Here is a 26,330-nt window from a genome sequence, read left to right on the forward strand (position 1 = left end):
GAGTGAGCACGGGTTTGATCCAATTGCAAAGGGCGCCTGTGGGCGCCCTTTTTTTTCATACGGGCGGGTCGCCTGCGGCTGATATCGCGAGCGCGCAATTTTCTTCTTGAGCTGGAGCGCGCTCCAGCACGTAAACTGTGGCGACTCGGTAAGGAGTGCCTTGATGAAAATCTCTGAACTGTCTGCGCAAACGGGGCTGAGCATCGACACGCTGCGCTTTTACGAGAAGATTGGCCTGATCGATCCACCGCCGCGCGACGCGGCGGGGCGACGGGATTACGGGCCGGAAGTGGTGGACTGGATCGGCTTTCTGAACCAGCTCAACGCCACCGGGATGAGGCAGGCCGACCGTATTCGTTATGCGGAACTCCGTCGGCAGGGGGCCAAAACATATGCGGAGCGCCGCCAGATGCTTGTGGCGCATCGCGCAGAGATCGCGCACCGGCTAACAGAACTGCAAGCCACACTGGCGCTTATGGACAGCAAAGTGGCGCATTACCAGAAACTGGAACAGGAGCAGACCGCAAATGTCTGATGCATTAACCAAAGGTCGCAAACTGCTGGCTGAAATGAACCCGGGGCTCGAACAGGCGCTGGCCGAACGCTATGACGATGCCGTACCCGGCATGGCAGAAACGCTGGTCGAATGGGCCTATGGGCGTCACTATGCGCGTGCGGGGCTGGATCTCAAAACCCGGCAGCTTTGCACGGTAGCGGCGCTGACGGCGTTGGGCGGGCAGACTGCACCGCAGCTCAAGGTCAATATCGGGCACACCCTAAAAGCCGGGGCGAGTGAGCGCGAGATATTGGAAGTGATCTGGCAGATGGCGGTCTATGGTGGCATGCCTGCGGCGATCAACGCTCTCAATGCCGCTTTGGAGGTATTTGCGGAAGGCACCGCCTGAAAGTATGCGAAGGTATTCAGATAATATACTGAAATAAAAAGATATTTGAGGCTCCCTACGGGTGGTCTATAGTGGCGCGAACCACCCGGAGTCGACGATGCCGCCCATTCAGGACCACCCGCTGCGCTATGCGATTGCAAACGAGCTGCATGCGCGGCCGTTTCCGGTCGCTACCGCGCCGGGCACGGCGGTCTATCTTGCCATCAAACATCCCGACGGGTCGAATGGTGCAGCGAGGGAAGAAGCGCATGCCCATCTGCTCGACCTTCTGGACCGGCACGGCGCGCAGCATCCGCAACCGGGTGCCACGCATTTCTCTGGCTCCCTCGGTCGGCACCATCTGAAATGGGAACAACATACGGAATTTGTGGCCTATACCGCCTTTTTCGATGGTGTGAGCAGCCGCCCCTTTGATCCGGCGGATTTCGAGGTGTTTCCTGCCGACTGGCTGGAGAGCGCACCGGGCCAAAGAATCACCTCAATCGCTTTGCGTGTCATGGCGCGCCCCGACATGCCAAAGATCATCGCATCGCTGCGCGACTGGTTTGTGCCTGAAAGCCTTGCGGTTGCACATGTGCTCGATGATGCGGCTGTTGTGGCCGGGGATTTCCGCATTGACCCGGCAGGGCATGTGCGGCTGGCGGTCTTTGTCTCTGACGGGACCGACAAGCGGCGGGTGGGACGAATCGTGCAGCGCCTGTGCGAGATCGAGACGTATAAGGCGATGTCGATGTTGGGCTTTAGCGAGGCCCGCAGGATGGGCTCCCGACTGGGCGAACTGGATACGAAGCTGACGGAACTGACCGGAGAGATGGCCGATGAGGCCGCCCCGGCCGAAGAGACGCTGCCGAAGCTGCTCACCGCCGCGGCCGAGCTGGAGACAATGGCGGCGCGCGCCTCGTTCCGGTTTGGGGCTACCGGGGCTTATGAGGCCATCGTGAACCAGCGCATCCAGCTGTTGCGGGAGGAGCGGTTTCTGGGCAGGCAAACCCTGTCGGATTTCATGGTCCGCCGCTATGACCCGGCGATGCGCACGGTCAAATCCACCCAGACCCGGCTGCAAAGCCTGTCGGACCGTGCGATGCGGGCCGGTGAGTTGCTGCGGACGCGGGTCGATGTGCAACGCAGCGCGCAGAACCAGGCGCTGCTGGAAAGCATGGATCGCCGCGCCGATCTTGCATTGCGCCTGCAGCATACGGTCGAGGGGTTGTCGGTGGTTGCGATCAGCTATTACGCGGTGTCGCTGGCGGTCTACCTGCTGGGGCCGCTGACCAAGCTCGGCCTCTCCAAGACAACGCTGACCGCCGGCGTGACCCTGCCAGTGATCCTGCTGGTCTGGCTGATGGTCAAGCGCATCCGCAAACATCTGGAATGACCGGCTGTTCAGGCCGCGATTTCGCCGCTAGGAGTGGCTGAAAGGGCCATTGGCCATCTCGCAAAAGGGTCTCCGCATGGTCGGGTTTCCAAGAGCGTGGAGTGCAGTTGCCTCCATGTTTGTCCTCAACGGTGCCTATTTCGGCATCTGGGCGTCGCGCATCCCGGCGGTGAGCGATGCGTTGATGCTGTCACATGAATCCCTTGGGCTGGCGCTGTTGTTTCTGGCGGCGGGGGCGGTCTGTTCCTTTCCGGTCACCGGGCGGCTGGTCGACCGGTTCGGGGCTTATGGGGTCACGCTGGTTGTGGGCGTGCTCTATGCGCTCAGCCTGATCCTGCTGGGGCTTGCGGGCAGCTATGCTTTCCTGTGCCTCGCGCTGTTTCTGTTCGGGGCCTCTCACGGGTCGATGGATGTGGCGATGAATGCCTGGGGTGCAGAGGTGGACCGGCAATTCAAGAAATCGGCAATGTCATCGTTTCACGCCATGTGGAGCCTGGGGGCCGGGCTGGGTGCGCTCAGCGGGTTTGCAGCGATTCAGGCGCAGATGTCGGTGCTGGTGCATTTCTTCGTTGCGGCGGTTATCGTTTCGGTTCTGACGCTTGCGATCGCCCGTATCGGATGGACCTCGCAACGTTCAGATCTGTCGCGCGGCAAGGTCTTTGCCTTCCCCACCGGGGTGCTTGTGCTGGTTGGGCTCTCTGCCTTTTGCGGTGCCATGGGCGAGGGCGCCGTCGCGGATTGGAGCGCGATCTACCTGCGTGACAGCATCGGCGCGGCAGAGAGCGTTTCGACATTGGGTTATGCGGTGTTTTCAGTGGCCATGGTCGCAGTGCGCTTTATGGGCGGTTGGTTGATCGGCGCGCTGGGTCCGGTCCTTGCGGCGCGATTGGGCGGGGCCTTTGCCACCGTTGGGGCCATGGCGGTTGTTGTTGCCAGCGTTCCTTCTACCGTGTTGGTGGGGCTTGGGCTGATGGGGGTCGGGTATGCCGTGGTGATGCCGCTGGCCTTTACCCGCGCGGCCAATGACCCGGATATCCCGCAGGGCCAGGGCATCGCCAGCGTGGCAACGCTGGGCTATGGCGGGCTGCTGATCGGGCCGCCATTGATCGGGTTTCTGGCGCATCTGGCCTCGCTGCGGCTCGCGCTGGCAGTGCTGGTGCCGCTGGCGCTTCTCATCGTGTTGCTGGCAGGAGCGTTGCGCCCGCGCACGCTTTAGGGTGCAATCGGTTTGACAGTCACAAGCCCTGCGACTTAGCGTGCGCTCATCCCCTCGGACCGAATTGCCAAGAGGCGCTACATGACCGAGAAACTGTCTCCGCGCGCGTTGATGGAAAAGCTGGTGTCTTTTCCAACCGTTAGCCGCGACACCAACCTGCCGCTGATCGACTGGGTTGAGGTATATCTGACCGCCCATGGCGTGAGCGCGCACCGGATGGAGGCACCGGGGCAGCCGGAAAAGGCCGCCCTTTTTGCCCATGTTGGACCTTGGCAAGAGGGGGCCGTGGTGCTTTCGGGCCATACCGATGTGGTGCCTGTAGATGGGCAGCAATGGGAGACCGATCCCTTCGAGGTGGTCGAAGCGGATGGCCGCTATTACGGGCGCGGCACTTGCGACATGAAAGGGTTCGACGCGCTGGCGATCTGGGCCATGGTCGAGGCGCAGGGCCGCGATCTCACCACGCCGCTGCAACTGGCGCTGAGCTATGACGAAGAGATCGGCTGCCTCTGCCCGCCGCATCTGATCCGCGCGATGGAGCCGGTCGTGCCCAAGGGGCGGATCGTGATCGTGGGCGAACCCTCGATGATGCAGGTGGTGACCGGGCACAAGGGCGATATCGGGCTCAATGTGCATGTGCATGGGTTCGAGGTGCATAGCTCGTTGCTGCATACGGGCGTCAGCGCGGTGCATGAGGCGGCGCGGCTGATCGAATGGGCCAATCAACGCAACCGCCAGAACCGCGCGGCGCCGCGCAACGAGATCGCAGCGCTTTTCGATCCGCCCTGGACCACCCAGCATGTAGGCACGATCCAAGGCGGCACCGCCAGCAATATCACGGCCAAGGATTGCCGGTTCTTCATCGAGTGTCGCACCCTGCCGGGCGTGTCGCTGGACGCTTGGAAGGCGGAGTTCCAAGCGTTCGCGCGTGAAGTCGAGGCCGAAATGCAGGCGGTTCACCCCGACGCACGGATCGAGATCAGCGAGGTCTTCAAGGTGTCCGGGTTGGTCCCCGAAGAACAGGGCGCGGCAGAGGCGCTGGCCCGCGCGCTGACCGGCGACAACGGCACCCATGTGGTCAGCTACGGCACCGAAGCCGGGCAGTTTCAGGAGGCCGGGTATTCCGTGATCATCTGCGGCCCCGGCGACATCGCGCAGGCGCATCAGGCGAACGAATTTCTGTCGGTTGAACAATTGCAGGCCGGGCAGGATTTCATGACCGCATTGCTGGATCGTCTCTCGGGATGAGGGGCATTCCGATCACCGCCTCGTCGCCGGTCGAACACGACGCGGCGCTGCCCTCAAATGCGTCCGTCGTCATCATTGGCGGCGGCATCATCGGCGTGATGACCGCCTATTTCCTCGCACAAAAAGGCCTGCGCCCGGTGCTGTTGGAAAAGGGGCGCATTGCGGGCGAGCAATCGGCGCGCAATTGGGGCTGGGTGCGCCAGATGGGGCGCGACCCCGCCGAGTTGCCCATCATGGTCGAGGCCAACCGGATCTGGCGTCAATTGCAGGCGGAGGGGCCGGATGATCTGGGTCTGCGTCACTGCGGCCTGACCTATGTGGCGCGATCCGAGAAGGACCTGGCCGGGTTCGAGGCATGGCTGCCCCATGCGCGCGCGGACGGTGTCGATTCGCGGATGCTGAGCAGCGCGGAATTGCACGATCTGATCCCGCATGCGCAGGGCAGCTGGCCCGGCGCGATGCACACGGCTTCAGACATGCGGGCTGAGCCCTGGGTCGCAGTCCCGGCTTTAGCGCGGGCGGCGGTGGTGGCGGGCGCGGTGATCCGCGAGAACTGCGCGGCGCGGCTGCTGGATGTGCAGGGCGGGCGTATCGCGGGTGTCGTGACCGAGGCCGGGCGCATCGCCACATCCGATGTCGTGGTGGCGGGCGGGGCCTGGTCCAACCTGTTCCTGCGGCGGCATGGGGTCAATATCCCGCAGCTTTCGGTGCGCGCTACCGTGGTGGCCACAACCCCGGTCCCCGATATCTATGCAGGCGGGGCGGATTTTGGCGAGATCGCCCTGCGGCGGCGCGTCGATGGTGGCTATTCGCTGGCCGAAGGCGACGCGCATGATTTCTGGGTCGGGCCGGATGCCTTCTGCGCCGCGCGCGCCTTCTGGCCGCAATTGCGGGCCGACCCCTTCGGGCGGCGCTATCTGCCCGCCGCGCCGCGCGGGTTCCCGGATGCCTGGGGCACGAAACGGCGCTGGGCGGGGGATGAGACCTCGCCCTTTGAGCGCTGCCGTGTGCTGAACCCCGCGCCGAGCCACCGCAAAGTGGGGCAGATTCTCGACCGGTTCCAGCAGCTTTTCCCGTCGCTTGGCGCGGTTGAGGCCCACGCCGCCTGGGCCGGGATGATCGATACCATGCCCGATGTGGTACCGGTTGTGGACCGGGTAGAGGCGCTGCCCGGCCTGTCCATCTGCACCGGCATGAGCGGGCACGGTTTCGGGATCGGCCCCGGTTTTGGGCGCATCATGGCCGATCTGGTGACGGGTGAGGCACCCGGCCACGATCTGAGCCGATTCCGCCTGTCGCGGTTCAGCGACGGGTCGGTATTGGAACTGGGGCCGGCGCTCTCAATCGATTGGCTGCGTTCCGCTCTGGAAGAACGGGCCGGGGCGTATATGTAGGTGGGATAAGACATGCCGGTCTGCGGACCGCAAAACGGAGGAACCAGAGATGCCAGTCAAGAACCGCTTTGCGGAACTGCAGGATGAGATCACCGAATGGCGCCGGGATATCCACGCAAACCCCGAGATTCTGTTCGACACCCACCGCACCAGCGCGCTGGTGGCTGACAAGCTGCGGGAGTTCGGTTGCGATGAGGTGGTGACCGGCATTGGCCGCACCGGGGTGGTTGGCGTTATCAAGGGCAAGAGCGACAGCGCAGGCAAGGTGATCGGCTTGCGCGCTGATATGGATGCGCTGCCGATCCATGAGGCGACGGGGCTGGATTACGCCTCGAAGACGCCCGGCGCGATGCATGCCTGCGGCCATGACGGCCATACCGCCATGCTGCTGGGGGCGGCGAAGTATCTGGCCGAGACCCGCAATTTCGACGGCACCGCCGTGATCATCTTTCAGCCTGCCGAAGAAGGCGGCGGCGGCGGTCGCGAAATGTGCGAGGACGGAATGATGGACCGCTGGGGCATTCAGGAGGTCTATGGCATGCACAATTGGCCGGGTCAGCCGGTGGGCAGTTTTGCCATTCGGCCCGGCGCGTTTTTTGCCGCCACTGACCAGTTCGAGATCACGCTGGAGGGCAAGGGGGGGCACGCGGCCAAACCGCAGACCACTGTCGACAGCACCGTGATGGCCTCCAAGGTGGTTCTGGCCTTGCAGACCATCGTCAGCCGCAATGCCGATCCGACCGATCAGCTGGTGGTGTCGGTCACCTCGTTCGAGACTTCGTCCAACGCCTTCAACGTGATCCCGCAGAAGGTCTTTCTGAAAGGTACCGTGCGCACCATGAGCACTGAAATGCGCGATCTGGCCGAGCAGCGGATCAAGGAGATCTGCGCCGGTATCGCGACGACCTTTGGCGGCACTGCCGACGTGACCTATCACCGGGGCTATCCGGTGATGGTGAACTCCGAGGCGCAGACCGAATTTGCAGCAGGCGTGGCGCGTAATGTCTCGGGCAAATGCGATGACGCGCCGCTGGTGATGGGCGGCGAGGATTTCGCTTTCATGCTGGAGGAACGGCCCGGCGCCTATATCCTTGTGGGCAATGGGGATACGGCGATGGTGCATCACCCCGAATATAATTTCAACGACGAGGCCATCCCTGCCGGGTGTAGCTGGTGGGCCGGGATCGTCGAACAGCGGATGCCTGTGGCATGAATTGAGAGCGGGCATCGGATGCTGCCCCCATCGCGCCCATCCGGGATATTTTTGGACCAGATGAAGCGCGGATCAGTTGACTGCGGCGGGATCGTTCAATGCGAGCTCTTGGCAGAGGCCGTCTATGACCCCCTCCAGCGCGTTTTGCTGCGTGGCGACATAGGCCGATGCGGCTTGCCGGGCGTTGTTGAAGTGCTCTGCGTTGTCCAGCCAGTCCGCAACGGCATCGGCGAGGCTGTCGGCGTCTTGAACCTCGCGCGCGCCGCCATCCTGTTTCATCTGGGCGTAGGTCTCAGCGAAATTGAAGTATCCCGGCCCGGTGACCACCGCCGCCCCGGCTTGCGCGGGTTCAAACGGGTTGTGGCCGCCGATTTCCAGCAGTGAGCCGCCAAGGAAAACCAGTTTGCACAGTGCATACCAGGTCCCGGTCTCGCCCAGCGTGTCGGCCATATAGACCTGGGTCTGTCCCGTGATCTGTTCCTGCGCGCTGCGGCGGGCGCAGCTGAGGCCAGCATCTTTCACCAGCCTCTGAACCTCATCGCCGCGTTCGGGGTGGCGCGGAACCAGCAGCAATAGCAGGTCGGGATGGGTGATGAGCAGGCGCTTATGGGCCTGCAGCACCTGTTCCTCCTCGCCCTTATGGGTCGAGCTTGCGACCCAGACCGGGCGATCCCCGATGGCTTTTGTCAGCGTGTCGCGTGTGGCCTCATCCACCGGCAGCGGGGCTGAGGTCGCCTTGAGATTGCTGCCGGGCCGCACCCGGCCCGGATCGGCGCCCATGGCGATCAGATTGTCGGCGGTCTGGCGGTTCTGGGTCAAAAACAGCGTGAAACAGTCGAGGATGAACCGCGCCGTGCCGGGGAATCTCTGCCAGCCTTGCACCGACTTCTGTGAGAGGCGCGCGTTGAGCAGGGCCAGTTTGATGCCGCGCTGGTGGGCCTCGACCAGCATGCGGGGCCAGAGCTCGCTTTCGACAAATATACCGGCCTGTGGCCGCCAATGATCATAGAAGCGGGTGACGGCAGCGCCGGTATCAAGCGGGACGAACTGGTGCTGCGTGCGCGGCGGCAAGCGTTTGGCAACCAGTTCAGCCGAGGTCGGCGTGCCGGAGGTGATCAGAAACTCCGCCTTTGGCAGTACCGCGCCGAGGCGGGTGATCAGAGTGAGGACCGACAGGCTTTCGCCCACGCTGGCCGCATGAAACCAGATCAACCGGCCTTCAGGGCGGGGCAGGGTGGCGCGGCCCAGCCGCTCGCGTTGTCGCTCCGGCGCGACCCCGGCGGCGTCCAGTTTGCGGTGCACCGAACGCCAGGCCAACGGCCCAAGCGCCCCGGTAACGACAGAGTATAGTCGGTATAGCAGCGTCGGGGCGACACCCTGTCCGGGCATATCAGCCGCCCGTATGGCTCATATGCCGGGGCATCTGACCGTCGAGCTTTTGCCGGGAATAGTCGAAATCATGGCCCTTGGGCTTGTGACTGATGGCGGCGCGGATGGCCTCTTGCAGCGGTTCTTCGCTGTCGGGGTGGTCGCGCAGGGGCGCGCGCAGATCGGCCATATCCTCTTGCCCGAGGCACATGTAAAGCTCGCCTGTGCAGGTCAGGCGCACGCGGTTGCAGCTTTCGCAGAAATTATGGGAAAGCGGCGTGATAAAGCCGATTTTCTGCCCGGTTTCCTCTAGCCGCACATAGCGGGCCGGGCCGCCGGTGCGCTCGGCCAGATCGCTGACCTGATAGTGGTTTTCATACTCGGCGCGCACATCCTTGAGCGACCAGTACTGGCCCAGCCGGTCCTCATTGCCGATATCGCCCATCGGCATGACCTCGATCCAGGTCAGGTCCATGTCGCGCTCTGCGCACCATTGGGTGATCGTGGGCAGCTCTTCCTCGTTGAACCCTTTTAGGGCGACGGCATTGATCTTGACCCGCAGCCCGGCCTTCTGTGCCGCGTCGATGCCGCGCAGCACCTGTTTCAGGCGGCCCCAGCGGGTGATGTCGGCAAACTTGGTCTCATCCAGCGTGTCGAGCGAGACATTCACCCGCCGCACGCCCGCCGCATAAAGCTGATCGGCAAACCGTTCCAGCTGCGAGCCATTGGTGGTGAGCGTCAGTTCCTGCAACGCGCCGCTGTCCAGATGGCGGGTCATGCCGTTGAAAAAGGTCATGATATCGCGCCGCACCAGCGGCTCGCCCCCGGTGATGCGCAGCTTGCGCACGCCAAGCCCCACAAAGGTCGAGCACATGCGATCCAGCTCTTCCAGCGTCAGCAGCTCTTTCTTGGGTAGAAAGGTCATGTTTTCAGACATGCAATAGACACAGCGGAAATCACAGCGATCGGTAACCGAAACGCGGAGATAGGTGATGGCGCGGGCGAATGGATCAATCAGGGGTGCGGTCATGGCGATATAGCTAAAGCGGAGCCCTGCCTGCGGCAAGGGGGATCATTATATTTGGGTCTGGCATGGCCGGGCGCAGATAGCTAGGGTTTCGGTATGAGACATATTGCCCTGACCTCATTGATCCTGATCGCGGGATGCGCGCAGATCCGCGACACCACCGATGGTTTGTTCAGCGGACCCTCATCTTCCTCTGCATCCGAAGCCGCCGACGCGCCAGAGGCGGACGGCTCTGAACAGGTCGAAGAGGTGGTCGCAACCGAAGAGTTCGATCCCGGCTGGACCGGGGCCAAGCAGACGATTGCAGGGCTGGGTGATGTTGCGAAACCCGGTATCTGGCTGGAAACGCCTCTGGTCAGCAAGGAACGCTCAGGCCGGGTGGTGTTCCGCAAGACCGGGGCCTCGGCCTTTGTGACGCTGATCCCGATCGAGGGGGAAGAGACGGCGGGCAGCCGGTTGTCGCTGGAGGCGATGCGGACGCTGCTGGCACCCATTGATCAACTGATCGAGCTGGATGTCTATACCAACTGATCCGCCATCTGACGGCCGGTCAGGGAAGACTTCGGAGGTCTGCGCATGTTGAGCGGAACGTGCCATTGCGGCGAGATTAGCTGGACTCTCGAAACGCTGCCAGACACGGTCACGGCCTGCAATTGCACGATATGTCGACGTTACGGTGCCCTTTGGGCATATGGTTACCTTGGGCAGGATATCCAAACGACCGGGCAAACACGCATTTACACGCGTCGCGATAGCGGAGACCTTGAATTCCATTTCTGCGCCAGTTGCGGATGTGTGACGCACTACGTTGCATGTGCAGAAGATGAAAACGGGCGCAAGCGGGTCGGCGTGAATACAAGGATGGCAGACCCATCATTGCTTGGTGAGCTTCCCATCCGTCATTTCGAGGGGCATGACAGCTTCAAACCCCTCCCGCCTGACGGGAGAACCGTGGCGGATATGTGGTTCTAAACCAGCTACAGGGGGCGGGCGGCGACGCGGCGAAACGCAGCCTCGTTCACAATCCGTCAGAACTTGCCGTTGTTGTTCTTCCATTCCGAGCGTGGCGCGATCTTTTCGGTTGTGTCCCAATGTTCAACCAACTGTCCGTTCTCGATGCGGAACAGATCAAAGAACGCGCAATGCTGGCCGGTATGTTCCCCCTCGCTGACGCACAGTACGAAATTGCCTTCGGCCACGACGCGGCGCAGGTGATGGTAGTCGATCACGCGTTGGCCATCCTCGGCCTCCTCCAGCGCTGACATCAGGGATGCGCGGCCATCGGTGAGGTGGGGATTGTGTTCGACATAACCTTGTTCGGGTATGAATTCGGCGATGCGGTTCAGCACGCCGCCAATCAATACGGTTTCGAGAAAGTTGCGGGCCAGGCTGCGGTTGGCCTCGGTTAGAGCATGATCGCTGGCCTCGGTCGGGCCATCCACCATGCTGCGCCCCGAGGGGTTCGGCCCCAGCCGGGGCTGGATGTTGTCCCAGTGTTCAACGGTCTGACCGTCCTCGAACCGGAACAGTTCGAACCCGATCCGCCTTGTGGCGAAATCATATTCGGTATGGGCAAAGACAAAATCGCCATCCTCGAATGCCCGCACGATATTCACGCGTGGTGAGGTTTTCGACAGCCGCTGGAACAGCGCTGCCAGCCCCTCGCTGCCCTCATGGGTTTGCGGGTTGTGCTGGATGTATTTGGCTTCGTTCACCACCGAGATCGGCTCGGGATCGCCGGTCTCGATGCTTTTAAGCAAGGCGCGGATGCGGTCTTTGTTGGCGTGCGGCATGGTTTGGCGCTCTGTTGCAGCTATGGTGTTGCGTCAAGATTGCGCGCAATCGTTTTGCCGAACAAGGGGGCTTGTCGCCAGCGTCGCGGGGCGCTCAGCGATCCAAATACTTTGCCGCCTCGCGTCGGGCAAAGGGTTTCATCGCGTCTCCATGTTCGGCCAGAAAAGCGCGGACGCGGGGCGCGTCATGTTTGGACAGGTCGCGCAGCCACCAGGCCACCGCTTTCTGGATGAACCAGTCGCGATCGGGCACGTAAGCAGCGGCCCAGCCCAGGATGCGGTCGCGGCAGGCCAGATCGTCATCCTTGGGATTGTTCTGCTTGGTCCAGGGCAGGGTGGAAACCAGCGCGGCGCGGCGGGTCCACATGTGATCGGATCGGGTCCAGCCTTCGACCTGATCCAGACGCGCCGGATCTGCCACCAGCCGTTTCGAGATGGCCCCGCAGGCGTGGTCCGCAATGGCCCAGCTGTCAAATTCCAGCACCCAGCTCTGCAGCACCTCCCAGACCGCCTCATCAGGGCGGATGCGGGCCTGTGTCAGCAGCTTGCCGGCGGCGATGCGGGCTTCGAAGATATCTGTTTTCCACAGCGCTTCGGCAAGCGCGACCCGTTCCGGCACGCTCAGGGCTTGCCGCCACGCCTTTGTCAGATCGTTGATCGCCGGGTTTGGAACGCCCAACACCACGCGGCTCTGTTTGTGATAGGCCGCTTTCTGTTCGGCGCGACCGGGTTCGATATGGGCCTTGAGCTGGTCGAGATGGTCCGTAAGCATCCCGACCCTCAGACCGGAACGCCGGTTGGCTTGCCGTCAAGCGTGGTCTGGTTTCTGTCGGCCCAGTATTTGCGGATATCTTCGTCGGATTTTCCGTCGACCCATTTCTGCATCGTGTCGCGATCAGCGCGATAGTCCATGAAGGGCACGGTATAGCCGCAGGAGGTCTGCACCATCTCGACATCGACATCGAAAATCTGCCGCGCGCTGCGATGGGGCGGGAAATGTCGCGCAAGCGCGGACCAGTCCTCATCGCCTTCGTGCACGGTGCGGGCGGTGCCATAGGCGCGCAGTATCAGCGGGCGCGTTTCGAACGAGCACCACATCAGCGTCATGCGCGTGTTTTCCAGCAGATGCCCCGCGGTTTCATTGCCGCTGCCTGTCAGGTTCATCCAAAGAATGCGGTTCGGGCCCATCACGCGAAGCGAGTCCATCCCCTTGGGCGAGATGTTCACCCGCCCCTCAGGCCCGGCAGAGCCAGTGAAGAACATGTGCTGCGCCTCGATGAAAGTGCGATGGGCATCGTCCAGGGCCGGAAACTGCTTTCCCATGGGTTACTCTACTGTTACTGATTTCGCCAGATTGCGGGGCTGGTCCACATCGGTGCCCTTGGCGACCGCTGTGTGATAGGCCAGCAACTGCGCCGGGACCGCGTAGAGGATCGGCGTCAGGCTGGGATGGGAATGCGGCATCCGAACGGTCGACCAGACACCGTCCTGCGCCTCGGCAATGCCATCATCATCCGAGATCAGCAGCACCTTGCCCTTGCGCGCCATCACCTCCTGCATGTTCGAGATGCTTTTGTCGAACAGCGCGTCGCGCGGGGCCATCACGACCACCGGCATATGCTTATCGATCAGCGCGATGGGGCCGTGTTTCAGCTCGCCTGAGGCGTAAGCTTCGGCATGTATATAGCTGATTTCCTTTAGTTTGAGTGCACCTTCATGAGCCAGTGGGTACATCAAGCCGCGCCCCAGAAACAGCACATCGCGTGCCTCGCTCAGCTTCTGCGCGGCGGCGCGGATCGCGTCTTCCTGGTCCAGCGCGGTGTTCAGAAGCGCGGGCAGACCGCGCAGTGCGGAGATATGATCTGCGATCTGCTCCGGCGTCAGCGTGCCGCGGTCCTGCGCCGCCTTCAGCGCCAACATCAGCAATACGCTAAGCTGGCAGGTGAAGGCTTTGGTCGAGGCCACGCCAATCTCGACACCCGCATGGATTTCCAGCGCCAACTGGCTTTCCCGCGCGATCGAGCTTTCGGGGACGTTAATCACCGAGACGATCTTGTCCGCCTTGCCCTCGCAATAGCGCAGCGCGGCCAGCGTGTCGGCGGTTTCGCCCGACTGGCTGACAAACAGCGCCACGGTGCGGGCCGGGATCGGCGGTTCGCGATAGCGGAACTCTGAGGCGATATCGACCTCAACCGGAATGCGGGCCAGTTGTTCGAACCAGTATTTCGCGGTCAGACAGGCGAAATAGGCGGTGCCGCAGGCCACCATGGTCAGCCGGTCGACCTGGCTGAAATCGAGCCCCTCGCCTGGCAGGTGCACTTCGTCAGAGCCAGAGGGCAGGTAGGCGCGGATGGCCTCGGCGATCACCGTAGGCTGCTCGGCAATTTCCTTGGCCATGAAGTGTTTGTGCCCGGCCTTGTCAGTGCGGGTGCGGTCGGCGGCGATGGTGCGCATCTCACGGTTGGCCAACTCGCCTTGGGCATCGCGAATCTCCAGCGAAGAACGGGTCAGAACCGCGCGGTCGCCTTCCTCAAGATAGGTGATCTTGTCGGTCAGCGGCGCCAGCGCGATCGCGTCCGAGCCGACGAACATCTCACCCTCACCATGGCCGATGGCCAGCGGCGAGCCCTTGCGGGCGGCAACGATCAAGTCTTCTTCTCCATCAAAGAGGAAGGCCAGCGCAAATGCCCCCTCCAGCCTGTCGATGGCGCGGTTGGCCGCAGCAACCGGGTCAAGGCCCGAGCGCAGGAAATGTTCGGTCAGCAAAGCCACGGTTTCGGTATCGGTTTCGGTCTGGAACTCGATCCCGTACTCGGCCAGCTCGGCGCGCAACTCGCGGTAATTCTCGACGATGCCGTTATGCACAACGGCCACCGATCCGGCGCGGTGCGGGTGGGCATTGCCGACCGAGGGCGCACCATGGGTGGCCCAGCGGGTATGGCCGATACCGGATTTGCCCGGCAGAGGTTCATGCACCAGCAAGTCGCTGAGATTGACCAGCTTGCCGACCGCGCGGCGGCGATCCAGCGCGCCCTTGTTCACAGTGGCGATCCCGGCGCTGTCATAGCCGCGATATTCCAGCCGTTTCAGCGCCTCAACCAGTATGGGGGCGGCCTCATGATCCCCAAGAACACCTACTATTCCACACATCTCAACTACCTTTCGACAGGTTTTCTTTCTTCTTCCGCAACATGGAGAAGAGTTTTTTGGCATAGCCCGGCTTGTTGTCCTGCTTGGCGCGCGCCACAGCCAGCGCATCCGGCTCGACATTGCGGGTCACCACCGTGCCCGTGGCCGTCATCGCGCCATCGCCGACAGAGACCGGGGCCACGAGCATCGTGTTCGAACCGATGAATACACCCTCGCCAATCTCGGTTCGGTGCTTCATGAAACCATCGTAATTGCAAGTGATGGTGCCCGCGCCGATATTGGATTTTGCGCCAATGCTGGCGTCGCCCACATAACTCAGATGGTTGACCTTGGCGCCTTCAGCGATTTCGGCATTCTTGATCTCGACGAAATTGCCCACCTTGGCGTCCTCGGCCAGTTCGGTGCCCGGTCGCAGGCGGGCATAGGGGCCCACGACGGCGCCCCGGCTGACATGGCAGCCCTCCAGATGCGAAAAGGCGCGGATCTGCGCGCCGCTTTCCACCGTCACGCCGGGGCCGAAGACCACGTTCGGCTCGATTACCGTATCACGCCCGATCACCGTATCGGCGGCGAGATAGACGGTTTCGGGGGCCATCAAGGTCACGCCTTGTTCCAGCAGCGCCCCGCGGGAGGCAGCTTGAAACACCGCATCCGCCTGTGCCAGATCAGCGCGCGAGTTCACGCCCAGCGTCTCAGCCTCGTCGCAGGCTACGGCGGTAACGTTCAGATCGCGGGCGCGGGCCAGTTCGACCACATCGGTCAGGTAATACTCTCCCGAGGCATTGTCATTGCCGACCGCCGCGATCAGGTCGAACAAGGTAGACGCATCGCAGGCCAGCAGGCCGGAATTGCAGAAGGTGATGGCGCGCTCGGCCTCGTTTGCGTCCTTGAATTCAACAATGCGCTCCAGCCGGTCGCCATTCATCACAAGCCGTCCATAGCGGGCCGGATCGGCGGCCTCAAAGCCAAGGATCACCAGATCATTCTCGGCGCGTGCGGCAATCATCCGTTCCAGCGTTTCCGGCCGGATGAAGGGGGTATCGCCATAGAGAACCACCACATCGCCCTCGAACCCATCAAGCGCCGTTCGCGCCTGATCGACCGCATGAGCGGTGCCGAGCTGTTCGGTCTGCAAAACAACCTGCGCGCCGTCATCCTCGGCGAGTGCGGCTTTTGTCACCGCTTCCGCCCCATGTCCGGCCACGATGACAGTACGTTCGGGTGACAGGGCGCGACCAGCGCGCATGGCATGAACCAGCATCGGTGCCTGGGCGATGGGATGCAGGACCTTGGGCATGTCCGAGTTCATCCGGGTGCCCTTGCCTGCGGCAAGAATGACGAGAGCGCTGCTCATGAAAAGTGATTTCTCTTTGTATTTTCCTTGTGCCCGTTTTATCCGCTGGGGGCAGGGGCGCAAGCGCTGGTGCGATCAAATGAGATTGCGGGCTGCAACAGTGCGTAGCAGATAAGCGCTGACAGGAGGCAGGATGCGGACGGTAATATTTGATCTCGATGGCACGCTGGCCGACACATCCGGCGACCTGCTGGAGGCGGCAAATGCCTGTTTCCGGATGATGGGCCATGGTGATGTGCTGATACATGGCGCGGATGCGGGCATTGCCGTGCGCGGCGGGCGGATGATGCTGACGCATGGGCTGCACCGGGTCGGTCAGTTCGATGCGGACACGGTGGACAGCTATTATCCGGTCTTGCTGGAGGCCTATGCCGAAAAGATCGATGTGCACACATTCCTCTACCCCTCGGCGATGGATGCGGTCGAGCGTTTGAAGACGGCAGGTTATGGCGTGGGTATCTGTACCAACAAGCCCGAGGGGCATGCCGATCTGCTGTTGCAGCGGCTTGGCATACGCGACGCCTTTGCCGCGCTGGTGGGGGCCGACACGCTGTCGGTGCGCAAACCCGATCCCGCGCCCCTGCGCGAGGCGGCACAGCGCGCAGGCGGGCATCCGGATCACTGCTTGCTGGTGGGCGATTCCGATACCGACCGTAACACCGCGCGCGCCGCTGGTGTGCCCTCGGTTCTGGTCACTTTCGGGCCGTCGGGCGAGGATATGGCGGCGCTTGAGCCCGAGGCGCTGTTGCATGATTTTGCACATCTGCCAGATCTGGTGCCGGAACTGATCGGGCATCCGGATGCTTCGACTGAGGCCGTGCGGGCTTGACCGAGTCCGGCGCGCCCTGCACAAACGCCGCATGACAGAGAGATTCACCGGCAGTTTCACCCAGCAGGAAGCTATCCCCGAAGACGCCATCGCGGCGGCGCTGGATGTGCTGCGCCATGGGCGTTTGCATCGCTATAACGTGGCTGAGGGCGAAGCGGGCGAAACCGCGCTGCTGGAACAGGAATTTGCCGCACAGACTGGCGCGCGCTTCTGCCTCGCCGTGGCCTCGGGTGGTTATGCGATGGCCACCGCGCTGCGGGCGGTGGGCGTCAAGCCCGGTGACCGGGTGCTGTCCAACGCCTTCACGCTGGCCCCGGTGCCCGGTGCGATTGCCTCGGTCGGGGCGGTGCCGGAATTTGTCGGCGTCACCGAAGGTCTGACCATCGATCTGGACGATCTGGCAGCCAAGCTAGACCGCGCCAAGGTGCTGCTGCTCAGCCATATGCGCGGGCATATCTGCGATATGGACCGGTTGATGGCCATGTGTGATGCGGCGCAGGTCACTGTGATCGAGGATTGCGCGCACACGATGGGGGCCGCCTGGCGCGATGTGCCTTCGGGACGACACGGGGCGGTGGGCTGTTACTCATGCCAGACCTACAAACATGTGAATTCCGGCGAAGGCGGCTTGCTGGTCACCGATGACGAAGAGCTTGCGGCGCGGGCCGTGATGCTGTCGGGGTCCTATATGCTCTTCGGGCGTCACAAGGCGGCCCCGTCGCCGGAGGTGTTCGAACAGGTCAAATACGTGACCCCCAATATCTCCGGACGGATGGACAATCTGCGCGCCGCGATCCTGCGCCCACAATTGCGCGATCTGGACCGGCAGGTGGCGCGCTGGAATGACCGCTACCGCGCTCTGGAGCAGGGGCTGCGCGACACGCCGGGTCTAACGGTAATCGAGCGGCCCGAGGAAGAAAGCTATGTGGGCTCGTCGATCCAGTTTCTGCTGCTCGACTGGCAGGATAAGGCGCTGTGTGATGTGATTGATCGCTGTGCCGCGCGCGGGGTCGAGCTGAAATGGTTCGGCGCGCCGGAGCCGGTGGCCTTTACCTCGCGCTATGACAGCTGGCGCTATGCGCCTTCCGAACCGATGCCCAAAACAGACCGGGTTCTGGCGGGCATTGTCGATATGCGCGTGCCGCTGACCTTCAGTGCCGAGGATTGCGCGCTGATCGCGCGGATCATCCGTTCGGAAGTGACACGCGCCCATAACGCGGCCTAGCGCCGCCCGGCGAACATGTTAGGCTGCCCTCATTTGAGGGAGCTTTTATCATGGCAAAACCGCAGCGCGGCGGGAAATCCGTTGATCACAAGAAGGAAAAGATCAAGGTCACCACCGCAAAGGCCGATGAAAAGAAGAAATTCGCCGAAGAGGTGAAAAAGCGCAAGCTGGCGCTGACTTTGGTGAAGCAGGCGGAAACCAAAGTGGTTGCCGCGATCAAGAACGCGAAGAAGGGTGAGGATGCCATCGAGAAACTCGATGCCGGTATCCTGCAGATCGATACCAAGATCGAAGCCCTGAAAATCGAGCGCGAGAAGCGGCTGAAGCAGCGCCAGGAATTGCACACCAATGTGCAGCGTCTTGGTCGCGCTGCCGTGAAAGAGATGCAGCAGCATTATGCGCAGGTGAAGGTCAACGTGCCGGGGCAATTGCCGCCCCCGCCGCCGGTGAATGTCGGTACGGCGGGATTCGTGATGCTGCTCGCTGCGTGGCCCGTGCTCTGGAAGAAGATCAAATCGAAGCTGTCATGATGTTCTGAACGCATGTTCAATTCTTCTTTGACGGGCGCATTTGCGGGTGTTATATGAACATCCGTTCAATAATCGGAAGGGAGGCCGGTGATGTTCAACGCGACCATGAAATTCGACCTGGGTGAGGATGTGAATGCCCTGCGCGAGTTGGTCCATCGCTGGGCGCAGGAACGGGTTCGCCCAATGGCGGGCGAGATCGACGCCTCCAACAGCTTCCCCAACGAGCTTTGGCGCGAAATGGGCGAGCTGGGCCTTCTGGGTATCACGGTTTCCGAAGAATATGGCGGCGCGGGGATGGGCTATCTGGCCCATTCGGTCGCGGTGGAAGAAATCGCGCGGGCCAGCGCCTCGGTCTCGTTGTCTTATGGCGCGCATTCGAACCTGTGTGTGAACCAGATCAACCTGAACGGCACCGAGGCGCAGAAACGCAAATACCTGCCGGGCCTGCTTTCGGGCGAGAATGTGGGCGCGCTGGCCATGTCTGAGGCAGGGGCGGGGTCCGATGTGGTCTCGATGAAGCTGCGCGCCGAGAAGCGCAATGACCATTATCGGCTGAACGGCAACAAATACTGGATCACCAACGGACCCGATGCCGACACGCTGGTGGTCTATGCCAAGACCGACCCCGAGGCTGGCCCCAAGGGCATCACCGCCTTTCTGATCGAGAAAGAGATGGCGGGTTTTTCGACCTCGCCCCATTTCGACAAGCTGGGCATGCGCGGCTCGAACACCGCCGAGCTGATCTTCGAGGATGTCGAAGTGCCGTTTGAGAATGTGCTGGGCGAAGAGGGCAAGGGCGTTCAGGTGCTGATGTCGGGGCTCGACTACGAACGCGTGGTATTGGCGGCCATCGGGCCGGGTATCATCGCAAGCTGCATGGATGAGGTCATGCCTTATATGGTGGAGCGCAAGCAGTTCGGCCAGTCGATCGGGAATTTCCAGCTGATGCAGGGCAAGATCGCGGACATGTACACTGCGATGAATTCGTCGCGCGCCTATGTCTATGAGGTCGCCAAGGCCTGCGACCGGGGCGACGTGACCCGCCAGGACGCCGCCGCCTGTTGTCTTTATGCCAGTGAACAGGCGATGACGCAGGCGCATCAGGCGGTGCAGGCGCTGGGCGGGGCGGGCTTTCTGGCCGACGCGCCGGTCAGCCGCATCTTCCGCGACGCCAAGCTGATGGAGATCGGGGCGGGCACCTCCGAAATCCGCCGAATGCTGGTCGGTCGCGAATTGATGGGGGCTATGTGATGCGTCGGATTCTGGCTGCAGTGGTCCTGCTCGGTTCGGTAGCAACTGCGCAGGCCCAAGACCTGAACTTCTCGATCGCGCCGACGCAATCCTGTTTGGCCGCCACCGCCGACCCGGCCGCACGTCGAGCCTGCGCGGGCAAAGCGGCCGACGCCTGCATGGCCAACAGTCCCGGAGGTGAGACCACGGTGGGCATGAGCTCTTGCCTCGATCAGGAGGTCAAGCAGTGGGATGGCTGGCTGAATGCGGCTTATGGCACCTTGCTGGCTAAGGCGCAGGCCTCGGATGAAGAGGCGGAAAAATGGGGCACCAGCGCCCCAAAGATCACCCCGGCGCTGCGCGAGATGCAGCGCAAATGGATCGCCTATCGCGATACGACCTGCGATTTCGAGATGTCGCAATGGGGCGGCGGCAGCGGCACCGGACCTGCCGGGCTAAACTGCCTGCTGCGGCTGACCGCAGATCAGGCGATCTATCTTGAACGGGCGTGGCTGGGGAATTGACCCATGACCACGCCCGCAAGGATCAACGGCTCAGAACCGGTGCACGTAAGACACGCCAACCAGCCAGGGGTCGATCTCGGCCTCGCCGATCTTGGTGCCGTCCAGTTTGACGTCGGAATCGATGTCGAACCAGCGCACGTTCAGACGTACCGCGCCTGCATCGGTGATCTGGTAGTCAACACCGGCCTGCAGCGAGATACCCCAGGAATTGTCGATCTCCAAATCGCCCAGCGGCGAGCTCTCGTCGAAGAAGATCGTGTAGTTCAGGCCCGCGCCCACATAAGGCGTGAACTTGGACTGGGTCGGGAAGTGATAGTTCAGCGACAGCGTGGGCGGCAGGTGCTTGGTGCTGCCGATCTTGCCGATGCCGGACAGCGACAGATCGTGATCGAACGGGGTCGCGGCCAGCAGTTCGATGCCCAGATTGTCGCGGATGAAGTATTCTGCGGTAAAGATCGGGCGGGTGTCGGAATCGACACTCAATTCGGCACCGGCAACGGTCCCGTTGTCGGATTTCGGGTCGAGATAGCCGACCCCGACACCAACCGTCCAATCGCCCTGCGATTGCGCAAGGGCGGGACCGGCGATGGCGGCCATGGCGACAGCGGATGTCAAAACGGCAGTTCTGAGTTTCATTGTTCGTCTCTTGTCATTGATTTGGGTGATGGGCGGAGTTTCCCTGCTGCGACGCAGAAACGCCCTGATCTGGATCAAGAAAATGCGTTTTGCCTCACGCGCTTCTGCGGCAAATCGTCAATGAATGCAGGGGGATGCGATGGGTTCCGATAGGCGCATAGCTGGTTTGCGCCCCGACGGTAGCTGGGACCTGCCAGACCGGTTGAACATGGCTGACCAGTGCCTGTCGCAGCCTGCGGATCAGGTGGCGATCATCGACCTGACCGAAGCTCAGCGGCGCGATATCTGTTATGGCGAACTCACAGCCATGGGTGATGGCATCGCGCGCGCTCTGGCACCGCAGGTTCAGCGCGGCGACCGGGTTGGCGTGCTGCTGGGTCAGTCGCCCTGCTGTGCGGCCGCGCATCTGGCGATCTGGACGCTGGGCGCGATCTCGGTGCCGCTGTTCAAGCTCTTTCAGCAGGACGCGCTGCGCAGCCGGGTTCGGGATGCCGGGTTGTCCCTCGTCCTGACAGACCCTGGCGGGGCCGCGCTGCTGGGCGGTTTGGCAACGCCGCTGATCGCCTCAGAGATCGGCCAGGACGGTCCACCCGTGGCCCGCGCCGTGACCGGGCCGGAGGACCCGGCAGTGCTGATCTATACGTCGGGCACCACCGGCAAACCCAAAGGCGCGCTGCATGGGCATCGCGTATTGACCGGCCATCTACCGGGCGTTTCGATCAGCCACAATCACCTGCGCGCGGGCGATTGCCTGTGGACGCCCGCCGATTGGGCCTGGATCGGTGGGCTTTTTGACCTGCTGATGCCGGGCCTGGCGCTGGGCATTCCGGTGGTGGCCGCGCGGCTCGACAAGTTCAGCCCGCAGGCCTGCGCCGATGTGATCGCGCAAGGCGGCGTGCGCAACGTCTTCTTCCCGCCCACCGCGCTGCGGATGCTCAAGGCGGCGGATCAGGCCATTCCCGGCCTGCGCTCGGTCGCCTCGGGCGGCGAGCCGCTGGGGGCGGAGATGCTGGCCTGGGGGCAGAAGGCCTTCGGGCTGACCATCAACGAATTCTACGGCCAGACCGAATGCAACATGGTCGTCTCCTCCTGCGCCGAGGATTTCCCCGCCCAGCCCGGCTGCATCGGCAAAGTGGTGCCGGGGCATGAGGTGGCGGTGATCGACGACACGGGCGCGAAAACGCGTGAAGAGGGCGACGTGGCGATCCGGCGCGGCTCAGCCTCGATGCTTCTGGAATACTGGAACAACCCGCAGGCTACCGCCAAGAAATTCCGGGGCGAGTGGCTGATCACCGGCGACCGGGGCATCTGGGAGGGCGACTATTTGCGCTTCGTGGGCCGCGAGGATGACGTGATCACCTCGTCCGGCTACCGCATCGGCCCCGCCGAGATCGAAGATTGCCTGCTGACCCACCCGGCGGTGGCGACAGTGGGTGTGGTCGGCAAACCCGACCCGCTCAGGACCGAGATCGTGAAAGCCTATGTGGTTCTGAAACCGGAGGCCAAGGCCTCGGGCGCGGAGTTGCAGGATTGGGTCAAAGACCGTCTGGCGCAGTACTCCTACCCGCGCGAGGTGGCGTTTCTGGAGGAACTGCCGATGACGGTCACTGGGAAGGTGATCCGGAAAGCACTGAAGCGGATGGCGGCACGAGGAACGGAAGCATGAGACCGCCCGAGAACGATAACCAGCTCAAAATTTGGGAAAAGCGTTTTCCGCAGTACACCACCAATCTTTGCCATATCGAACGTCAATTCTATCGTTCGTTTGACCCATCTTGGTATCTGCGTGCGTTACAGCAGATGGAAGCACCTTCCGATGGAGACTGGCTAGACAGGTATTCGGACACAAGTGAAGAGCACGAACGCTATGAACTTGTGTCTGACGAAACGGAGTTTGATACATTTCGGGCGACGTTTTCTCGGATGCTTCGTTACATGTCGTCGGAAAGCCTGCTTGTCTTGCTAGCTTCGGGTTATCCGTTTGGTCCCACTCCAGCGGTGGCGGTTCGACTTAGGAACCGAGCACTCACGGAGTTGGTTGAAAAAATTGCTCAAAGAGAAGTGCCGAATACGAGAGATTACTCGCCCTTTAGCGTCAGCGGTTCGTTCGATGAATGGTTCGGCTATATGCTCTTCAGGGAAAGCAATCCGCCTGACGAATTGAAATCCTATGTCGATTTCGCCGTGGGAGAAGCAAATTTCATCAAAGATCGTTCGGCTATCAACGCATACAAACATAGCCGTATGTTGCGGCCGGTTGAGGGACAACCGGCTCGTATTCGAACTGAGGACGGAGTCGATTTATTGCCCGAGATTTCTTCGGCGTTGCATTGGACAGAACTGGCTATCAAACTGGTGCCCGGGCAGCGGCAAGAGCAGTCGACCATCTCCTTCGAAGAGTTGAATTTCGAGAATGATTGCAAAGCGATACTGAGTGCTGCTGCACTAATGACGTTGCTGCAACAAGTGAGGCTTGGATGGCACGAAGATACCAAAGAACTCAGTGTGACCTTGCCACTCATAAATATGGCTAAAAGCCATCCGTTTCGTATTCGTTTGACAGAGACCGCAAACTATCGAGAGGGTGAGAGAAATTGAAGCTTACATCCAAAGCAATGCCGTCCTCCGATGGGTTCAAAGCGAACCATGCAGCCCATCTCGACGCCTTGTCTCAAATTGCAGAGGCTGCAGAAGCTGCCCGCATGGGAGGGGGCGAGAAATCCCGCGCGCGGCATGAGGGTCGGGGCAAGATGCTGCCGCGCAGGCGGGTGGCGAACCTGCTCGATCCGGGCTCTCCCTTCCTCGAAATCGGCGCGACGGCGGCGTACGGGATGTATGGTGGCGCGGCCCCCTGTGCGGGGGTTGTGGCTGGCATTGGACGGGTGCAGGGCCACGAGGTCATGGTGGTCTGTAACGACGCCACGGTGAAGGGCGGCACTTATTATCCGATGACGGTCAAGAAACACCTGCGCGCGCAGGAGATTGCTGAGGAAAACCATCTGCCCTGCATCTACCTCGTGGATTCAGGCGGGGCGAACCTGCCCAATCAGGATGAGGTCTTTCCCGACCGCGACCACTTTGGCCGCATCTTCTATAATCAGGCGCGGATGAGCGCCAAGGGCATCCCTCAGATCGCGGTGGTCATGGGCTCCTGCACGGCGGGCGGGGCCTATGTTCCGGCCATGTCCGATGTAACGATCATCGTGAGAGAGCAGGGCACGATCTTCCTCGCCGGTCCGCCTCTGGTCAAGGCCGCGACAGGGGAGGTGGTGAGCGCCGAAGACCTTGGCGGTGGCGATGTGCATACACGCCTGTCCGGCGTGGCGGATTATCTGGCCGAGGATGACGCCCATGCCCTGGCGCTGGCCCGACGCGCGGTCCAAAGCCTCAATCGCCGTAGGCCTCAGACCGTGGATTGGGCCAGCCCCGAGGACCCGGCCTTTGATCCCGAAGAAATCCTCGGCGTGGTCCCGGCGGACCTGCGCACGCCCTATGACATCCGCGAGGTGATCGCACGTCTGGTCGACGGCTCGCGTTTTGATGAGTTCAAGCCGCGCTTTGGCGAGACGCTGGTGACCGGGTTTGCGCATCTCAAAGGTTGCCCCATCGGGATCATCGCCAATAACGGCGTTCTGTTTTCTGAAGCCGCGCAGAAAGGCGCGCATTTCGTGGAGCTGTGTTCTCAGCGGAAAATCCCGCTGGTGTTTCTGCAGAACATCACCGGTTTCATGGTGGGGCGCAAATACGAAAACGAAGGCATCGCGCGGCACGGGGCCAAGATGGTGACGGCGGTGGCCTCGACCAATGTGCCCAAGATCACCATGCTGGTGGGCGGGTCATTCGGGGCTGGCAATTACGGCATGGCGGGGCGCGCCTATCAGCCGCGTTTCCTTTGGACCTGGCCCAATAGCCGTATCTCGGTCATGGGCGGCGAACAAGCGGCAGGGGTTTTGGCCACCGTCAAACGCGACGGGATCGAGCGGCAGGGCGGCACATGGTCCCCTGAAGAGGAAGCCGAGTTCAAACGCCCCACCATCGAGATGTTCGAGGAACAATCTCACCCACTCTACGCCTCGGCCCGGCTCTGGGATGACGGCATCATCGACCCGCGCAAATCCCGCGACGTGCTGGCCCTGTCATTGAGCGCGGCGTTGAACGCGCCGATCGAAGAGACACGTTTCGGCGTGTTCCGGATGTGATGCTCATGAATCTCAAGAAAAACATCTTTGATCGTCTCCCGGAGTTCCGCCCCCCGGATATCACCAAGCGAGCAGAGATCTCAGTCTACATGGTGCACAACTCGCCGGACCCCGAGGATTACTTCTTTCTCTTCAACTTCGAGGAATTTGTGGATCGATCAAACGCCGGGTATTTCGTGCGACCCGTGCTCAAAATATTTGCCGGACGCGACGATTTCAGCCGCACGCGCTTTGCCCGCGAGTTTCGCGAGGTTTTCGCTGGCGAGTTTGATCGCATGCGCGCGGAACTGGCAGCCCAAAAGGGCAAACGCGGCTGGCTTGGTTGGAGCTTCGGTGTGAACTCGGCGCTGGAGCTGGTGGGTGGGCTGATCGGCAATCTGGTGCTGGCAGTCGCGTTGTCGGTTGGCAGACGGGTTCTGGGCGATCTTTCCCTGCCGCAGATCTTCGCCACCAAGTGCGACGAGGCGAAGCTGGCAGATGAGATCGACCGCACGAAGGTGAAGGTCGAGACGGCGTTGGCCGAGGTTCAGGTCACGATTCATCCCGAGCTTTATAAGCACGCCTATCGCGATGGGCCGATGGGCAAGATCAGCGGTATGGACCGAGAGGCCTGGCCCTTGCCAGACTATGTACGCGCCCATCTCCAGGACGAACGCAGCGGATCATGGTGGTAACCGGGATGAGCCTCTCTTTGTCAAAAGCCAAGGCCCTGTACCCAGACGCCGAAGCCTTCACCTTTGGTGACAATCAAGCGCTCTGCGACGAGTTGTTGTCTTTGGTCCGGGAAGGCCGCAAAACCGCGACCTGCGGCGCTTTGCGCGATTACGGCGAGGGAGGCGATGCGCTGCCGGTCGTCGGGCGTCGTGACATCGCTTTGGATTGGGAAGGCAACGCGGCGCTAGTGATTGAGACCGTCGAGGTCACGCAGCGCCGGTTCTGCGATGTGGATGCCGACTTTGCGCTGGCCGAGGGTGAGAACGATGACCTGGCAGGCTGGCAAGCGGACCACCGCGCCTATTTCGAACGCAATGGTGGCTGGTCCGACGAGATGGAACTGATCTGTGAGCGGTTCCGACTGGTCGAAGATTTCGGGGAGAAGAGAGATGTATAGCAA

General features: G+C 62.0%; 27 protein-coding genes. 19 read left to right on the forward strand and 8 right to left on the reverse strand.

The window, feature by feature from the left end:
• Positions 1 to 163: 163 nt before the first annotated feature.
• The 7 genes from Q5Y75_RS00005 to Q5Y75_RS00035 all read left to right on the forward strand — a co-directional run bounded on the left by Q5Y75_RS00005 (position 164) and on the right by Q5Y75_RS00035 (position 7,351).
• Positions 164 to 535, forward strand: coding sequence for a MerR family transcriptional regulator (locus Q5Y75_RS00005; protein WP_306193295.1), 372 nt, complete (start codon positions 164 to 166; stop codon positions 533 to 535).
• The gene (locus tag Q5Y75_RS00010; protein WP_306193296.1) at positions 528 to 905 is read left to right on the forward strand and encodes a carboxymuconolactone decarboxylase family protein; all 378 of its coding nucleotides are present in this window, start codon (positions 528 to 530) and stop codon (positions 903 to 905) included. Before Q5Y75_RS00005 ends, Q5Y75_RS00010 begins: the two co-directional genes overlap by 8 nt.
• A 97-nt stretch (positions 906 to 1,002) precedes the next feature.
• Entirely contained in the window at positions 1,003 to 2,280 is a 1,278-nt protein-coding gene (locus Q5Y75_RS00015) for a DUF3422 family protein (protein ID WP_306193297.1), read from the forward strand.
• Positions 2,281 to 2,395: 115 nt separating this feature from the next.
• The gene (locus tag Q5Y75_RS00020) at positions 2,396 to 3,496 is read left to right on the forward strand and encodes an MFS transporter (RefSeq protein ID WP_306193298.1); all 1,101 of its coding nucleotides are present in this window, start codon (positions 2,396 to 2,398) and stop codon (positions 3,494 to 3,496) included.
• Between the two features lie 81 nt (positions 3,497 to 3,577).
• A complete protein-coding gene (gene argE / locus Q5Y75_RS00025; protein ID WP_306193299.1) occupies positions 3,578 to 4,744 on the forward strand; it encodes an acetylornithine deacetylase in 1,167 nt (388 codons plus the stop codon).
• Positions 4,741 to 6,138, forward strand: a complete 1,398-nt coding sequence (locus tag Q5Y75_RS00030; protein WP_306193300.1) for an NAD(P)/FAD-dependent oxidoreductase — start codon at positions 4,741 to 4,743, stop codon at positions 6,136 to 6,138. Before argE ends, Q5Y75_RS00030 begins: the two co-directional genes overlap by 4 nt.
• A gap of 49 nt (positions 6,139 to 6,187) precedes the next feature.
• Positions 6,188 to 7,351, forward strand: a complete 1,164-nt coding sequence (locus Q5Y75_RS00035) for a M20 aminoacylase family protein (RefSeq protein ID WP_306193301.1) — start codon at positions 6,188 to 6,190, stop codon at positions 7,349 to 7,351.
• A 72-nt stretch (positions 7,352 to 7,423) separates the two neighbouring features.
• Here Q5Y75_RS00035 and Q5Y75_RS00040 read toward each other — a convergent pair whose 3' ends face one another.
• Together Q5Y75_RS00040 and moaA are read right to left on the reverse strand one after the other, a co-directional pair.
• A complete protein-coding gene (locus tag Q5Y75_RS00040; protein WP_306193302.1) occupies positions 7,424 to 8,740 on the reverse strand; it encodes a 3-deoxy-D-manno-octulosonic acid transferase in 1,317 nt (438 codons plus the stop codon).
• A 1-nt stretch (position 8,741) separates the two neighbouring features.
• The gene (gene moaA / locus Q5Y75_RS00045) at positions 8,742 to 9,749 is read right to left on the reverse strand and encodes a GTP 3',8-cyclase MoaA (RefSeq protein WP_306193303.1); all 1,008 of its coding nucleotides are present in this window, start codon (positions 9,747 to 9,749) and stop codon (positions 8,742 to 8,744) included.
• Positions 9,750 to 9,842: 93 nt separating this feature from the next.
• Here moaA and Q5Y75_RS00050 point away from each other — a divergent pair, with 93 nt between their 5' ends.
• Positions 9,843 to 10,277 carry a hypothetical protein gene (locus Q5Y75_RS00050; RefSeq protein WP_306193304.1) on the forward strand — a complete coding sequence of 145 codons (435 nt, stop codon included), beginning with the start codon at positions 9,843 to 9,845 and terminating at the stop codon, positions 10,275 to 10,277.
• Between the two features lie 45 nt (positions 10,278 to 10,322).
• Positions 10,323 to 10,718 carry a GFA family protein gene (locus tag Q5Y75_RS28630; protein WP_445758195.1) on the forward strand — a complete coding sequence of 132 codons (396 nt, stop codon included), beginning with the start codon at positions 10,323 to 10,325 and terminating at the stop codon, positions 10,716 to 10,718.
• A gap of 56 nt (positions 10,719 to 10,774) precedes the next feature.
• Here the strand turns inward: Q5Y75_RS28630 and Q5Y75_RS00055 are convergent, their stop codons facing one another.
• The 5 genes from Q5Y75_RS00055 to glmU all read right to left on the reverse strand — a co-directional run bounded on the left by Q5Y75_RS00055 (position 10,775) and on the right by glmU (position 16,043).
• Entirely contained in the window at positions 10,775 to 11,539 is a 765-nt protein-coding gene (locus Q5Y75_RS00055) for a nuclear transport factor 2 family protein (RefSeq protein WP_306193305.1), read from the reverse strand.
• Between the two features lie 94 nt (positions 11,540 to 11,633).
• Entirely contained in the window at positions 11,634 to 12,311 is a 678-nt protein-coding gene (locus Q5Y75_RS00060; RefSeq protein ID WP_306193306.1) for a DNA alkylation repair protein, read from the reverse strand.
• A gap of 8 nt (positions 12,312 to 12,319) precedes the next feature.
• Positions 12,320 to 12,862, reverse strand: a complete 543-nt coding sequence (locus Q5Y75_RS00065; protein ID WP_306193307.1) for a pyridoxamine 5'-phosphate oxidase family protein — start codon at positions 12,860 to 12,862, stop codon at positions 12,320 to 12,322.
• A gap of 3 nt (positions 12,863 to 12,865) precedes the next feature.
• Positions 12,866 to 14,689, reverse strand: coding sequence for a glutamine--fructose-6-phosphate transaminase (isomerizing) (gene glmS, locus Q5Y75_RS00070; protein WP_306193308.1), 1,824 nt, complete (start codon positions 14,687 to 14,689; stop codon positions 12,866 to 12,868).
• Between the two features lies 1 nt (position 14,690).
• Complete coding sequence (glmU, locus tag Q5Y75_RS00075) at positions 14,691 to 16,043, reverse strand: bifunctional UDP-N-acetylglucosamine diphosphorylase/glucosamine-1-phosphate N-acetyltransferase GlmU (RefSeq protein ID WP_306193309.1); 1,353 nt, start codon at positions 16,041 to 16,043, stop codon at positions 14,691 to 14,693.
• Positions 16,044 to 16,176: 133 nt separating this feature from the next.
• Between glmU and Q5Y75_RS00080 the strand changes: the two genes are divergently transcribed.
• The 5 genes from Q5Y75_RS00080 (at position 16,177) to Q5Y75_RS00100 (ending at position 20,381) form a co-directional block, all read left to right on the forward strand.
• Complete coding sequence (locus Q5Y75_RS00080; RefSeq protein ID WP_306193310.1) at positions 16,177 to 16,872, forward strand: HAD-IA family hydrolase; 696 nt, start codon at positions 16,177 to 16,179, stop codon at positions 16,870 to 16,872.
• 31 nt (positions 16,873 to 16,903) lie between these two features.
• Positions 16,904 to 18,097 (forward strand): DegT/DnrJ/EryC1/StrS family aminotransferase, encoded by a 1,194-nt coding sequence (locus tag Q5Y75_RS00085; protein WP_306193311.1) that lies wholly within the window; start codon positions 16,904 to 16,906, stop codon positions 18,095 to 18,097.
• 50 nt (positions 18,098 to 18,147) lie between these two features.
• The gene (locus Q5Y75_RS00090; protein WP_306193312.1) at positions 18,148 to 18,627 is read left to right on the forward strand and encodes a hypothetical protein; all 480 of its coding nucleotides are present in this window, start codon (positions 18,148 to 18,150) and stop codon (positions 18,625 to 18,627) included.
• A gap of 90 nt (positions 18,628 to 18,717) precedes the next feature.
• Entirely contained in the window at positions 18,718 to 19,878 is a 1,161-nt protein-coding gene (locus Q5Y75_RS00095; RefSeq protein WP_306193313.1) for an acyl-CoA dehydrogenase family protein, read from the forward strand.
• Positions 19,878 to 20,381 (forward strand): lysozyme inhibitor LprI family protein, encoded by a 504-nt coding sequence (locus Q5Y75_RS00100; protein WP_306193314.1) that lies wholly within the window; start codon positions 19,878 to 19,880, stop codon positions 20,379 to 20,381. The genes Q5Y75_RS00095 and Q5Y75_RS00100 overlap by 1 nt, the downstream gene beginning before the upstream one ends.
• A 30-nt stretch (positions 20,382 to 20,411) precedes the next feature.
• On the opposite strand, the gene Q5Y75_RS00105 is transcribed toward Q5Y75_RS00100, so the two are convergent.
• Positions 20,412 to 21,017, reverse strand: coding sequence for an OmpW/AlkL family protein (locus tag Q5Y75_RS00105; protein WP_306193315.1), 606 nt, complete (start codon positions 21,015 to 21,017; stop codon positions 20,412 to 20,414).
• Positions 21,018 to 21,156: 139 nt separating this feature from the next.
• On the opposite strand from Q5Y75_RS00105, the gene Q5Y75_RS00110 reads away from it, so the two are divergent.
• From Q5Y75_RS00110 to Q5Y75_RS00130, 5 genes are read left to right on the forward strand one after another with little or no spacing between them, the layout of a single operon-like run.
• A complete protein-coding gene (locus Q5Y75_RS00110; protein WP_306193316.1) occupies positions 21,157 to 22,683 on the forward strand; it encodes an AMP-binding protein in 1,527 nt (508 codons plus the stop codon).
• Positions 22,680 to 23,615, forward strand: a complete 936-nt coding sequence (locus Q5Y75_RS00115) for a hypothetical protein (protein ID WP_306193317.1) — start codon at positions 22,680 to 22,682, stop codon at positions 23,613 to 23,615. Before Q5Y75_RS00110 ends, Q5Y75_RS00115 begins: the two co-directional genes overlap by 4 nt.
• Positions 23,612 to 25,216, forward strand: coding sequence for a carboxyl transferase domain-containing protein (locus Q5Y75_RS00120; protein WP_306193318.1), 1,605 nt, complete (start codon positions 23,612 to 23,614; stop codon positions 25,214 to 25,216). Before Q5Y75_RS00115 ends, Q5Y75_RS00120 begins: the two co-directional genes overlap by 4 nt.
• A gap of 5 nt (positions 25,217 to 25,221) precedes the next feature.
• Positions 25,222 to 25,890 (forward strand): hypothetical protein, encoded by a 669-nt coding sequence (locus Q5Y75_RS00125; RefSeq protein ID WP_306193319.1) that lies wholly within the window; start codon positions 25,222 to 25,224, stop codon positions 25,888 to 25,890.
• 5 nt (positions 25,891 to 25,895) lie between these two features.
• A complete protein-coding gene (locus Q5Y75_RS00130) occupies positions 25,896 to 26,327 on the forward strand; it encodes an ASCH domain-containing protein (RefSeq protein WP_306193320.1) in 432 nt (143 codons plus the stop codon).
• The last annotated feature ends 3 nt before the right edge of the window (positions 26,328 to 26,330 follow it).

It is taken from the genome of Ruegeria discodermiae (assembly GCF_030758345.1).
In the GTDB taxonomy this organism is placed as follows: domain Bacteria; phylum Pseudomonadota; class Alphaproteobacteria; order Rhodobacterales; family Rhodobacteraceae; genus Ruegeria_C.